Raw genomic sequence first — 12,079 nt, 5'->3', positions numbered from 1 at the left:
CAGCGACCGGGTGGGCGTAGGAAGACGCAGGACAGCCACGAAGGGGGCACCGATGGCCGCCATCTCCCGCGAGGAGGTCGCGCACCTGGCGCGACTGTCGCGGCTCGCCGTGACGGAGGAGGAACTCGACACCTTCGCCGGTCAGCTCGACGTGATCCTCCAGGCGGTAGCCCAGGTGGGCGAGGTAGCCGCCGCCGACATCCCGCCCACCTCGCACTCGGTGCCGCTGACCAACGTGTTCCGCGACGACGTCGTGACGCCGTGCCTGACCCCGCAGGAGGCGCTGTCGGGTGCGCCCGACGCGGAGGAGCAGCGGTTCCGCGTACCGCGGATCCTGGACGAGGATGTGGCCTCATGAGCGAGCCGATCATCGGGCGTAGCGAGGGCTCGGAGCGAAGCGGAGTGGCGGCATGAGTGACCTGACGAAGTTGAGCGCCGTCGAGATCGCCGGCCTGGTGGCCTCCGGAGAGACCTCCGCCGTCGAGGTCACCCAGGCGCACCTGGACCGGATCGCCGCCGTCGACGGGCGGGTCAACGCCTTCCTGCACGTCGACACCGAGGGCGCGCTGACCGCCGCCCGCGAGGTGGACGCCCAGCGCGCCGAGGGTGCCCCGCTGGGCCCGCTGGCCGGGGTGCCGGTCGCGGTCAAGGACGTGCTGACCACCAAGGGCGTGCCGACCACCGTCGGGTCGAAGATCCTCCAGGGCTGGCGCCCGCCGTACGACTCGACGATCGTGCAGCGGCTGCGCGCCGCCGGCACGGTGATGCTCGGCAAGACCAACATGGACGAGTTCGCGATGGGCTCCTCCACCGAGTACTCGGCGTACGGGCCGACCCGCAACCCGTGGGACACCGAGCGCATTCCGGGCGGCTCCGGTGGCGGCAGCGCCGCCGCCCTCGCCGCGTACGAGGCGCCCCTGGCGATCGGCTCGGACACCGGTGGCTCGATCCGCCAGCCGGGCGCGGTCACCGGCACCGTCGGCGCCAAGCCGACCTACGGCGGCACGTCCCGCTACGGCCTGGTGGCCTTCTCCTCCTCGCTGGACACCCCCGGCCCCTGCGCGCGTACGGTGCTCGACGCCGCGCTGCTGCACGAGGCGATCGCCGGGCACGACCCGCGCGACTCGACCTCGATCGCGGCGCCGGTGCCGGACGTGGTGGCCGCGGCGCGGCTCGGTGCCACCGGTGACCTGACCGGGGTACGCCTCGGCATCGTCACCGAGTTCGCTGGCGAGGGCGCCGAGCCGGGCGTGATGGCCGCCTTCAACGAGGCGGTCGACACGCTGACCAAGCTCGGCGCGGAGATCGTGGAGATCTCCTGCCCGCACTTCAAGTACGCGTTGCCGGCGTACTACCTGATCGCGCCGAGCGAGTGCTCCTCCAACCTGGCCCGGTTCGACGGGGTCCGGTTCGGGCTGCGGGTCGGCGACGACGGCAACCGGTCGCTGGAGGAGGTCATGTCGCTGACCCGGGAGGCCGGCTTCGGTCCCGAGGTCAAGCGGCGGATCATGATCGGCACGTACGCGCTCTCCTCGGGCTACTACGACGCCTACTACGGGCAGGCCCAGAAGGTCCGTACGCTGATCACCCGCGACTTCACCGCGGCGTTCGAGCGGGTCGACGCGCTGATCTCGCCGACCACCCCGTTCGTGGCGTTCCCGCTGGGTGCGCGCACCGCCGACCCGTACCAGATGTACCTGGCCGACCTGTTCACCATCCCGACCAACCTGTACGGCGGGCCCGGCATCTCGGTGCCGTGCGGTCTGGCCGGCGGGCTGCCGGTGGGTCTACAGGTGATGGCCCCGACGATGGCCGACGACCGGATGTACCGGGTGGCCGCCGCGCTGGAGAGCGCGGTCGGCACGCTCACCCCACCGGCGCTGTGATCCACGGTGCGGGGGCGGGCAGCCGCCTCCGCACCGGATCCGCCCCGGCCGGCGACCGTGCCGACCGTGCGTCGTTTCGGCGACACGTGGTCGCCGAACGGTTACTTACCCATCGTCACTGGTCCTGGTTGGATAGAGTCTGGGGTCCGCTGGCGAACGCGAGCAGTCTGATCAGACCTGGAAGTGCGATGAAGACACTGCGCCCGGTCATGGCCGTGATGGTGCTGGTGACGCTGCTGCTGGGCAGCGCGCAGCCGGCCGCCGCTGCCACGGTCACCGTCACCGTCACCTCCGGTTCGCCGGCCACGCCGGTCACCGCGTACGAGCCGTATCCGACGCACACCTTCACCGCCTCCGGCGGTACGGCGCCGTACGCGCTGTCGTTGCGCTCGGGTGGGTTGCCGACGGGGATGGCGTTGTCGTCGGCGGGGGTCTTCTCGGGTACGCCGTCCACGCCCGGCAGCTACACGTTCGGCATCCGGATGACCGACGCGGACGGCGAGTTCGCCGAGCAGGACGTGACGGTCGTGGTGGTCGCCCCGACGGTCACCGTCACCTCGGATGCGCCGACCTCCCCCTGGTACGCCGGGCAGTCGTACCCGACGCACACCTTCACCGCCTCGGGTGGTGCGGCGCCGTACGCGCTGTCGTTGCGCTCGGGTGGGTTGCCGGTGGGAATGGCGTTGTCGTCGGCGGGGGTCTTCTCGGGTACGCCGTCCACGCCCGGCAGCTACACCTTCGGCATCCGGATGACCGACGAGAACGGCTTCTTCGCCGAGCAGGACGTCACGGTCGTCATCGCCGCGCCCGCCACGGTCATCACCTCCGGCGAGCCGCGCCGGGGCACGGTAGACCGGCCGTACTCGTTCCGGTTCACCGCCGAAGGCGACTCGGACATCGAGTTCGCCGTGGCCAGCGGCCTGCTACCCGAGGGGCTCACCCTGGCCAGGGACGGCCTGCTCAGCGGCACGCCCGGTGTCGCCGGCACCTTCGCCTTCACGGTCCGGGCGGCCGGCACCGCGACGAGCGCCACCCAGCGGGTGGCGCTGATCGTCGCCGCCGCACCCCAGTCGCCCACGCCGTCACCGACCCCGACCACGCCGACGCCGTCACCGACCGACCCGACGGCCACGCCGACGCCGATCGACCCGACCCCTTCCGAGACCGCCACGGCACCATCCCCGACGCCGTCGCCGTCGAGGGCCAGCGGAGCCTGGTTGCCGGTCACCGGATCGAACTCGACCCTGGTGTTGCTGCTGCTGAGCGTCCTGGCCTTCTCCGTCGGCGGGATCCTGCTCGTGCTGACCTACAACCGGCATCGGCGGTTCACCACACCCGAGTGACGCCCGGCCGAGACGGGGCAGGCCGAGCGGTTAGGCTTGGCGGCGTTGTGTCCGGATGCCGCCGTGGGCCGGCTACCGCCTGCAAAGCTGGAGTTCTCATGACCACGACGCTGCCCGCGTACGACGAGGTCGTCGCGCGCTACGAGCCGGTGATCGGCCTGGAGACCCACGTCGAGCTGGGCACGAACACGAAGATGTTCTGTGGTTGCCCGACCGACTTCGGCGGCGAGCCGAACACCCGGGTCTGCCCCGTCTGCCTGGGCCTGCCCGGCTCGCTGCCGGTGGCCAACTCCGCGGCCATCGAGGCGACCATCCGGATCGGCCTCGCGCTGAACTGCTCCATCGCGCAGTGGTGCCGGTTCGCCCGGAAGAACTACTTCTACCCGGACATGCCGAAGAACTTCCAGATCAGCCAGTACGACGAGCCGCTCTGCTCGGACGGCTACCTGGACGTCGAGGTGAACGGCGAGGTGGTGCGGATCGGCATCGAGCGGGTGCACCTGGAGGAGGACACCGGCAAGACGCTGCACGTCGGTGGCGCCACCGGTCGCATCCACGGTGCGACGGAGTCGCTGGTCGACTACAACCGGGCCGGCATTCCGCTGGTCGAGATCGTCACCAAGCCGATCCCCGGCACCGGTGCGCTCGCCCCCGAGGTGGCCCGTGCGTACGTCACCGAGCTGCGCGACGTGCTCCGCTCGCTCGGCGTCTCCGACGTACGCATGGAGGAAGGCTCGCTGCGCTGCGACGTCAACACCTCGCTGAACCTGCCGGGCGAGGAGTGGGGCACCCGGACCGAGACCAAGAACGTCAACTCGCTGCGCTCGGTGGAGCGGGCGGTCCGTTCGGAGATGCTGCGCCAGGCGTCGGTGCTCGACGCGGGCGGGCGGATCACCCAGGAGACGCGGCACTTCCACGAGGACTCCGGGGACACCACCCCGGGCCGGTCCAAGGAGACCGCCACCGACTACCGCTACTTCCCCGAGCCGGACCTGGTGCCCATCGCGCCCGATCCGGCCTGGGTGGCCGAGCTGAAGGCCGCCCTGCCGGAGCTGCCCCGGCTGCACCGGCGCCGGCTCCAGCAGGCGTGGTGCCTGTCCGACGCGGACATGCAGTCGGTGCTCAACGCCGGTGCGGTCGAGTTGATCGAGCAGACGGTCGCCGCCGGTGCCACGCCGGCCGCCGCTCGCAAGTGGTGGCTGGGCGAGCTGTCCCGGCGGGCCAACGAGACGGGTGTGGAACTGGCCGACATCGGCGCCACCCCGAAGCAGGTCGCCGAGCTACAGGACCTGGTCGACGCCGGCAAGCTCAACGACAAGCTGGCCCGTGCGGTGCTGGAAGGTGTGGTCGCCGGCGAGGGGTCGCCCGCCGAGATCATGAGCAACCGAGGGCTGGAGGTCGTCTCCGACACTGGTGCGCTCACCGCCGCCGTCGACGAGGCGATCGCCGCCAACCCGGATATCGCCGACAAGATCCGCAGCGGCAAGGTGGCCGCGGCCGGCGCGCTGGTCGGTGCGGTCATGAAGACCACCCGCGGTCAGGCCGACGCCAAGACCGTCCGCGACCTCATCCTGTCCCGCCTCGGCGCCTGAGGTGTAAGGAAGGGGCCCTTATTAACGCCTCAGGTAGAGCAGGGGCCCCTTCTTAACGCCGGCGCGCCCGGCCGCCCGACGCGCCCGGCGCCCGGCGCTTGGCGCGCCTGGCACCCGGCGCTTGGCGTCCGCGTGTGACGGGTGCGGCCGACGTCGGGTGCCCGGGTGCCTGCCTGCTGCGACAGCGGGCATGCGATGCTGCGCCCGGCGACAACCCTGTTCCCGACCGGTCGTCAACGACGACGCACCGGACCCCTGGAGTCACCGTGAACCAGCACGACATCGACGTCCTCGACGAGATCCAGCGGCGGGTGCTCTGGCTCGCCACCCGCATCGTGGACGCGGCCAACCACGACCGGGTCACCGGCGACGGCGTGAAGGTCGGCGGACACCAGGCCTCCAGCGCCTCCCTGGTCACCGCGATGACCGCGCTCTGGTTCGCCCACCTGGATGCCGAGGACCGGGTCGCGGTGAAGCCGCACGCCTCACCGGTGTACCACGCCATCCAGTACCTGCTGGGCAACCTGGACCGCGCCTACCTGACCCGGCTGCGGGCCCGGGGCGGCCTCCAGTCGTACCCGTCCAGGACGAAGGACCCCGACGGGGTGGACTTCTCCACCGGGTCGGTCGGCCTGGGCGCCGCCGCCCCGCTGTTCGCCGCGGTGACCCGACGGTACGTCGACGCGCACTTCGGTGCCCGCCCACGGTCACGGTTCGTCGCGTTGATCGGCGACGCCGAACTGGACGAGGGCAACATCTGGGAGGCGGTCGCCGACCCGGCCACCACCGGGCTCGGCAACGTCATGTGGGTGGTCGACTTCAACCGGCAGTCGCTGGACCGGGTCGTGCCCGGGGTACGGATCGACCAGTGGCGCGGCCAGTTCGAGGCGGCCGGCTGGCACGTGGTCGAGGTCAAGTACGGCCGCAAGCTGGCCGAGGCGTACGCCCAGCCGGGTGGTGAGGCGCTGCGCGACTGGATCGACGCGATGCCCAACGAGCAGTACCAGTCACTGTTCGGGCTGACCGGGCCGGTGCTGCGTAAGCAGTTCCTGGACGGCGCGCCGGCCGAGGTCGCCACGTTCGTCGCGGACATCTCCGACGACCAGTTGGGCCCGCTGGTCACCGACCTGGGCGGGCACGATCTGGCGGCCCTGCTCGACGCGTACGCCCAGTGTGACGCGGTCACCGACCGACCGAGCGTGGTGTTCGCGTACACGGTCAAGGGTTGGGGTCTGCCGATCGCCGGCAATCCCCGCAACCATTCGGCGTTGCTGACCGGCGAGCAGGTCGACGCGCTGCGCGCCGCGCACGGCCTGACCCGCGACACCGAGTGGGACCGCCTCGACCCGGCGTCGCCGGCCGGGATCCGGGCCGGGCAGCGCCGGGAGGCGCTGTCCCGCGCGCCCCGCGAGCGGGCGCTCGGGGTCACGGTTCCGCAGACCACGAAGGTACGCGCGAACAAGCCGATCTCCACGCAGGAGGTCTTCGGCCGGGTGCTGGTCGACCTGGCCCGTGACCCGCAGGTGGGCAGGTACCTGGTCACCACCGCGCCGGACGTGGCGACCTCGACCAACCTGGCCGGGTTCATCAACAAGACCGGGGTGTTCGCCCCGACCGCACAGCGATCCTGGTCGGAGGACCGGATGCTGCGCTGGACGGAGAGCCCCGACGGGCAGCACATCGAGCTGGGCATCTCCGAGATGAACCTGTTCCTGCTGCTCGGCCAGCTCGGCCTGGCCTGGGACCTGTCCGGGCAGCCGCTGCTGCCGGTCGGCACCGTGTACGACCCGTTCGTGCTGCGCGGGCTGGACGCCTTCCTCTACGGCACCTACTCCGGCTCGCGGTTCGTCGTCGCGGGCACCCCGTCGGGCATCACCCTGGCGCCCGAGGGCGGCGCCCACCAGTCCACCATCACCGCGAGCGTGGGCCTGGAACTGCCGGGCGTGACCTTCGTCGAACCCGCGTACGCGACCAGCCTGGACTGGCTGCTCTGCGACGCGTTCGGGCAGATCGCCGGCCCGCCCCAGCCGGCGGCGACCGCCGCACCGGCCGAGGACGGGGCGTACTACTTCCGGCTCAGCACCCGCCCGGTGGATCAGGCGCCGTTCGAGGCCGCCCGGTCCCGCCTCGGTGACGCGGTGCTGCGTCGGCAGGTGCTCGCCGGGGCGTACCGGCTGGTCGACGCCCATCAGGCGTACCCGCACCTGGCCGACGCGCCGACCGTGCAGTTGGCCGCCTCGGGCGCGGTGCTACCCGAGGTGCTGTCGGCTGCGGCGGAACTGGCCGACGAGGGAGTCGCCGCCCACGTCGTGGACGTCACCAGCCTCGACCGGCTCTACCGGGCCTGGCAGCGCACCCTGCGTCAGGGCGTACGCACGGCAACCGTGCCCAGTGTGCCGGGCGCCCTGCGGTCGGCCTTCGCCGACCGGGTGCCCGTGGTCACCGTGCACGACGCCGCCTCGCACGCCATGGCCTGGCTCGGCTCGGCCGTCGCCGCCCCCGCCGTCCCGCTCGGCGTCGACGAGTTCGGCCAGTCCGGCACCATCCCCGAGCTCTACGAGCTGCACGACCTGCTCCCCGGCAGCATCGTCAACGCCGCCCTAGCCGCCCTCTCCCTCCGCTAACCCCAACCCCTCACCCCTCTCACCCCTCACGCCCCTAACCCTTCACGCCCCTAACCCCTCACCTCTGACCTCGGCGATCTTGCACTTTTGGTCGCCGCATAACCCCTCAAACCAGGCAATCCGGCGACCGAAAGTGCAAGATCGCTGGCGCGGGGCGCGGGGCGCGGGGCGCGGGGCGCGGGGCGCGGGGCGCGGGGCGCGGGGCGCGGGGCGCGGGGCGCGGGGCGCGGGGCGCCGGGCGCGGGGCGCCGGGCGCGGGCGGGGTGTGGACGGGGTGTGGGTGTGGGGCGTGGGTGGGGAGGGTTAGCGGGTGGGGGTGGGGGTGGGGGTTGGGGGGGTGGTCAGGGGTTGGTTGATGACGGTGCGTTCGAGGTTCACCTGGGCCTGTCCGGTGCCGCCCACGGTGATGTTGTCGTACGCCTGGAGCTGCTTCTCCTGGTCGAAGTAGAGCACCGTCATGGCCAGCGGGGTCGGCTCCTCGCCCTCCAGGCCGCGCAGGCCGGCACCGCCGGTCGAGCCCTGCACCATCAGCGTGGTGGGCTGCTGGCCCGGCACCTCCGGTAGCTTTTCGATCTGTCGCCGGTGGGTGTGCCCGGAGAGCACGAGCGGGCAGGTCCCGGAGAGCGGGCCGGCGGCGGCCGGGTCGTGCACCAGCGCGATGTTCACCGGCTGGGGTGAGCTGCGGATCGTCGCGGCGAGCGTGTCGCCCGTGGTGATCAGCTCGTCGGCGGTGGGTGGGTTGAGCCCGCCAGCGGCCGGCGAGGTGCTCTTGTCCGGGGTGAACCGGGGGTCGCCGATGCCGGCGATGGTGAGCCCGGCAACCGTGGTGGTCGCGTTGTCCAGCACGATCGCGTTCGGCTGGCGGGCCACCGCCGCCGCCGTACGCCCCGAGTCGTGGTTGCCCCGGATGTAGACGTACGGCTTGCGGAGCAGGCTGATCGAGCCGACGTACGAGGCTTCCGGCTCGCTGCCCCAGTCGGTGATGTCGCCGGTGTCGATGATCACGTCGATGCCGAACTGCTCCACCACGGTCCGGATGAGCTGCCAGGCGGCCGGGTTGAGGTGCATGTCGGAGATGTGCAGGACACGGGTGGTGCCCGGCTGCTGCTCGTACACCGGCAGCGCCGACACGGTGGTGTAGAGCTGGGTGACGTTGCCGATGAGGCGCTGGAGCTGCTCGGCGTACCGGGTGTAGTCGTTGGCGATCTTGCGTACGTCACCGACGATCGCGGGGGCGTTGACCAGCAGCCCCTCGTACGTCGGCTCCTCGATCGCCTGCGGGCGCATGGTCGCCGCAGCGGTGCCCAGGCTGCCCGCCGTGATCAGCAGCGCCAGCCCGCCGGCCCAGGCGGCCCGGCGAGTGTTGCGGAAGACCAGCAGGGCCAGCAGCAGGGTGGCCAGTACGGTGGCGCCGAGCGTACGCAGCCCGAGCCGCAGTACGCCGTCGGTGACCTCGTCGACCGCCGACTGGGTGGCCCGGTTCAGGCTGGCGGGATCGTCCAGCAGCGCCTCGACCCGGCTCTGGTCCAGCGCGCCCAACTCGACGGTCAGGTGGGTCGGCCCGTCGTGGCTGTTGAGCAGGAGCGCCCCGAGCGGCGGGATCTGGATCGTGGTACCACCACTGGCGGCCGGCGAAACGGACAGTTTGGCGTGGAACGGGCCGATGTCGGTGCCGACCTGCCCACCGGCGAGGGCGCCGAGCAGCACCCCGGCCAGCGTGACCACCAGTACGGCCAGGGTGACTCCGATCCGGCGCACGCCGGTGTGCCGCCCGGCGCGACGCGGGGCGGCAGCGGCCCGCCGCAGCGCGGGAAAGCGGCGCGAGCGGCCCGCCGGCTGGTCGCCGTCCCCGCCGTGGCGCGGCTGCTCGTCTTCGTGATCACCCATGTTGAGATTCTGACCTGCCCGCCGAAGGATCTTGACAAACCTGAGGTGTGTTGTTTCGAGGGTGCCTCAGCTTCGCCCAGCTCCGCCACCTGCGAAAACAAGTCGCAACAGTCGGTCGTCCTCGGGTGCGGGCCGGCCCCGCCCGTCGTGGTTGGAGGTGCTCACCCAGATCGAGCCGTCCGGGGCGGCGGCCACGGCACGCAGCCGCCCGTACTGCTCGGTCAGCAGCGCCTGGGGCTGGCCGAGCACCGTGCCGGTGTCGGTCAGCTCGACCAGCCAGAGTCGCTGGCCGCGCAGGCACGCGGTGGCCAGCATCCGCTCGACGGCGGCCAGCCCGGAACAGGACGCCTCGTCGGTCGGCCACTGCACGATGGGGTCGACGTACTTCTCGTCGCCGCCTCGGCCCTCCACCTCGGGCCAGCCGTAGTTCTTGCCCTTGGTGATCTGGTTGATCTCGTCCCAGGTGTTCTGGCCGAATTCGACGGCGTACATCCGGTCGCCGTCCCAGGCGATGCCCTGCACGTTGCGGTGGCCCAGGGACCAGACGGGCGAGTTGGGGAAGGGGTTGTCGGGCGCCGGCTTGCCGTCCGGGGTGATCCGCAGGATCTTGCCGCCGAGTTGCTTGACGTCCTGCGACTGGTCGGTGTCCCCGGCGTCGCCGGTGCTGGCGTAGAGCAGCCCGTCGGGGCCGAAGGCGAGGCCGCCGCCGTTGTGGATGCCCGCCTTGGGGATGCCGGTGAGGATCGGGGTGGGTTCCTCGCCGAGCCGCAACCGGGCGATCCGGTTGTCCCGCTCGGCGGTGTAGTAGACGAAGACCGTCCGGTCCTGCGCGAACTGCGGTGACACCGCGATACCCAGCAGGCCACCCTCGCCGGAGGCGACCACGCCGTCGATGGTCTGCACCTCGGTGACCCGCAGGCCGTCCGGGGTCGACTCCGGGCCGACCTGGACGATCCGGCCGCTGTCGCGTTCGGTGACCAGGGCGCCGCCGTCGGGCAGGAACGCGATGCCCCACGGCACCCGCAGCCCCTGGGCGAGCACGGTGGTGACGATCTCCTGGCCGCCGCTGCCCACGGTGGCCGACGGTTTGGGCAGGTTCGGCGGCTCGCCGGCCGGATCCGGCTCCGGTTCGCCGAGGCTGCAACCGGTGGCGGCGAGTAGCAGCGTCACGCAGGACGCCGCGAGGGCCGTGCGGAGCTGACGGGCACGGGGATGTGGGGGACGGGCGCTCACCCGGCCCAGGGTAGCCCGCCGGGGACATCGGCGCCGCCGCCCGAGCCGGCCGCCCCCCGGCGGCGGTAGCCGTGGCGGGGGCCTATCGTCAGCGGGCGTGAAGGTATGGATTCCGCACGAGGCCGGCCACGACCTGCTGGGCGAGCTGCCGCCGGAGGTCACCGTCGAGACGATGGACGACCCGGCGAGGCTGCCCTCACCGACCTCCGGGGTCCGTTTCTGGGTGCCACCCTTCCTCGCCCCGGCGGCGGCCACCGCCCTGCTGCGCGAACTGCCCGACCTGGCGGTGGTGCAGCTGCTCTCCGCTGGCGCGGACCCCTGGATCGGCCGGATCCCACCGGGGGTAATGCTCTGCGACGCCCGGGGCGTACACGATCCGTCCACCGCCGAATGGGTGGTCGCCGCCATCCTGTCCCAGCTGCGCGGCTTCCCGGCGATGGCCCGCGCGCAGGGGCAGCGCCGGTGGGTGTACGACGAGGTGGCACCGACCGACGAACTGGCCGGCAAACGGATCCTGATCGTCGGTGCCGGTTCGATCGGTACCGCCGTGCGGAACCGGCTCGCCCCGTTCGAGGTGGAGTTCGACCTGGTTGCCCGCACGGCCCGAGCCGAGCAGGGCGTGCACGGGGTCGACGCGCTGCCGGAGCTGCTGCCGCGGGCCGACGTGGTGGTGCTGCTGGTGCCGTTGACCGAGCAGACCCGGGGCCTGGTCGACGAGTCGTTCCTGGCCGCGATGCGCGACGGCGCGTTGCTGGTGAACGCCGCCCGAGGGCCGGTGGTCCGTACCGAGGCGTTGGTCGCCGAGTTGGCCACCGGTCGGCTCCGCGCCGCCCTGGACGTCACCGACCCGGAGCCGCTACCGGTCGACCATCCGCTGTGGGAGCTGCCGAACGTGCTGATCACCCCGCACGTGGCCGGTTCGGTGCGCGGTCTGCTGCCCCGGGCGTACCGCTTGGTGGGCCGGCAGATCCGGCGGTTCGTGGCGGGGGAGCAGCCCGAGAACGTGGTGGTGGACGGCTACTGAGCCGCCTCGACGTCGCCCCGACCGGCCGCTGCCACCAGCTGCGGCAGGTCCGCGCGGCGTACTGCGGGCAGCACGAGCCGACGGCCGTCGTCGAGTTGCGCGACCGCCCGGCCGCGTGGATCGCTGCCCAGCTCGACCACCTGGTCCCAGCGGATCCGGCGGTCGCCGAGCAGTGCCCGTAGTCGCAGCCCGTGCGGGTCCGCGTCGGTGCCGGCCCGCCACGCCCAGACGGCCACCGCCAGCGGGACCAGCAGCACGGGCAGCAGGTACGTGCGGGCGCTGGCCAACGGCAGGGCGCCGAGGGTGCCGACGATCGCCCCGACCAGGGTGGCCTGATGGTGTCGGAATCGGGTGGTGTCGGTGCGGGTCACCCCTAGATGATCCCACCAGCGCCGGTCCGGACGGCACCGGGCGGTGTGCCCCGGCCACCAGCGGGTCCGGTTCGAGTGGCGGACCGGGCACGGACAGTGTTCTGGCTCACTGTCAGGGG

At 72.3% G+C, this 12,079-nt stretch carries 9 protein-coding genes; 6 read left to right on the top strand and 3 right to left on the bottom strand.

Annotated elements, in window-relative coordinates:
• The first annotated feature begins 52 nt into the window (after window positions 1–52).
• From gatC to E0H26_RS19245, 5 genes are all read left to right on the top strand, one after another.
• Window positions 53–358 (top strand): Asp-tRNA(Asn)/Glu-tRNA(Gln) amidotransferase subunit GatC, encoded by a 306-nt coding sequence (gatC, locus tag E0H26_RS19265; RefSeq protein WP_131305494.1) that lies wholly within the window; start codon window positions 53–55, stop codon window positions 356–358.
• Between the two features lie 52 nt (window positions 359–410).
• The gene (gatA, locus tag E0H26_RS19260) at window positions 411–1,886 is read left to right on the top strand and encodes an Asp-tRNA(Asn)/Glu-tRNA(Gln) amidotransferase subunit GatA (protein WP_131305492.1); all 1,476 of its coding nucleotides are present in this window, start codon (window positions 411–413) and stop codon (window positions 1,884–1,886) included.
• A gap of 188 nt (window positions 1,887–2,074) precedes the next feature.
• Window positions 2,075–3,229 carry a putative Ig domain-containing protein gene (locus E0H26_RS19255; RefSeq protein ID WP_131305490.1) on the top strand — a complete coding sequence of 385 codons (1,155 nt, stop codon included), beginning with the start codon at window positions 2,075–2,077 and terminating at the stop codon, window positions 3,227–3,229.
• A 98-nt stretch (window positions 3,230–3,327) separates the two neighbouring features.
• Window positions 3,328–4,821 carry an Asp-tRNA(Asn)/Glu-tRNA(Gln) amidotransferase subunit GatB gene (gene gatB / locus E0H26_RS19250; protein WP_131305488.1) on the top strand — a complete coding sequence of 498 codons (1,494 nt, stop codon included), beginning with the start codon at window positions 3,328–3,330 and terminating at the stop codon, window positions 4,819–4,821.
• 266 nt (window positions 4,822–5,087) lie between these two features.
• On the top strand, window positions 5,088–7,445 hold the full coding sequence (locus tag E0H26_RS19245) for a transketolase-like TK C-terminal-containing protein (RefSeq protein ID WP_131305487.1): 2,358 nt from the start codon (window positions 5,088–5,090) through the stop codon (window positions 7,443–7,445).
• A gap of 303 nt (window positions 7,446–7,748) precedes the next feature.
• Here the strand turns inward: E0H26_RS19245 and E0H26_RS19235 are convergent, their stop codons facing one another.
• A complete protein-coding gene (locus E0H26_RS19235; protein WP_131305485.1) occupies window positions 7,749–9,332 on the bottom strand; it encodes a metallophosphoesterase in 1,584 nt (527 codons plus the stop codon).
• A gap of 66 nt (window positions 9,333–9,398) precedes the next feature.
• Window positions 9,399–10,565, bottom strand: a complete 1,167-nt coding sequence (locus tag E0H26_RS19230) for a PQQ-dependent sugar dehydrogenase (RefSeq protein WP_131305483.1) — start codon at window positions 10,563–10,565, stop codon at window positions 9,399–9,401.
• A gap of 97 nt (window positions 10,566–10,662) precedes the next feature.
• On the opposite strand from E0H26_RS19230, the gene E0H26_RS19225 reads away from it, so the two are divergent.
• The gene (locus tag E0H26_RS19225) at window positions 10,663–11,589 is read left to right on the top strand and encodes a 2-hydroxyacid dehydrogenase (protein WP_131305480.1); all 927 of its coding nucleotides are present in this window, start codon (window positions 10,663–10,665) and stop codon (window positions 11,587–11,589) included.
• On the opposite strand, the gene E0H26_RS19220 is transcribed toward E0H26_RS19225, so the two are convergent.
• Window positions 11,583–11,960 carry a PH domain-containing protein gene (locus E0H26_RS19220; RefSeq protein WP_131305479.1) on the bottom strand — a complete coding sequence of 126 codons (378 nt, stop codon included), beginning with the start codon at window positions 11,958–11,960 and terminating at the stop codon, window positions 11,583–11,585. The two genes, E0H26_RS19225 and E0H26_RS19220, sit on opposite strands and share 7 nt — an antisense overlap.
• Between the last annotated feature and the right edge of the window lie 119 nt (window positions 11,961–12,079).

The sequence above is a fragment of the Micromonospora zingiberis genome (genome assembly GCF_004331455.1).
In the GTDB taxonomy this organism is placed as follows: Bacteria; Actinomycetota; Actinomycetes; order Mycobacteriales; family Micromonosporaceae; genus Micromonospora; species Micromonospora zingiberis.
This window is presented reverse-complemented; position numbering and strand designations above follow the sequence as displayed.

Bases quoted from the DNA above. Each gene is read 5' to 3' on its own strand.
- gatC (WP_131305494.1), top strand. From the start codon at position 53: ATGGCCGCCATCTCCCGCGAGGAGGTCGCGCACCTGGCGCGACTGTCG.
- gatA (WP_131305492.1), top strand. From the start codon at position 411: ATGAGTGACCTGACGAAGTTGAGCGCCGTCGAGATCGCCGGCCTGGTG.
- E0H26_RS19255 (WP_131305490.1), top strand. From the start codon at position 2,075: ATGAAGACACTGCGCCCGGTCATGGCCGTGATGGTGCTGGTGACGCTG.
- gatB (WP_131305488.1), top strand. From the start codon at position 3,328: ATGACCACGACGCTGCCCGCGTACGACGAGGTCGTCGCGCGCTACGAG.
- E0H26_RS19235 (WP_131305485.1), bottom strand. From the start codon at position 9,332: ATGGGTGATCACGAAGACGAGCAGCCGCGCCACGGCGGGGACGGCGAC.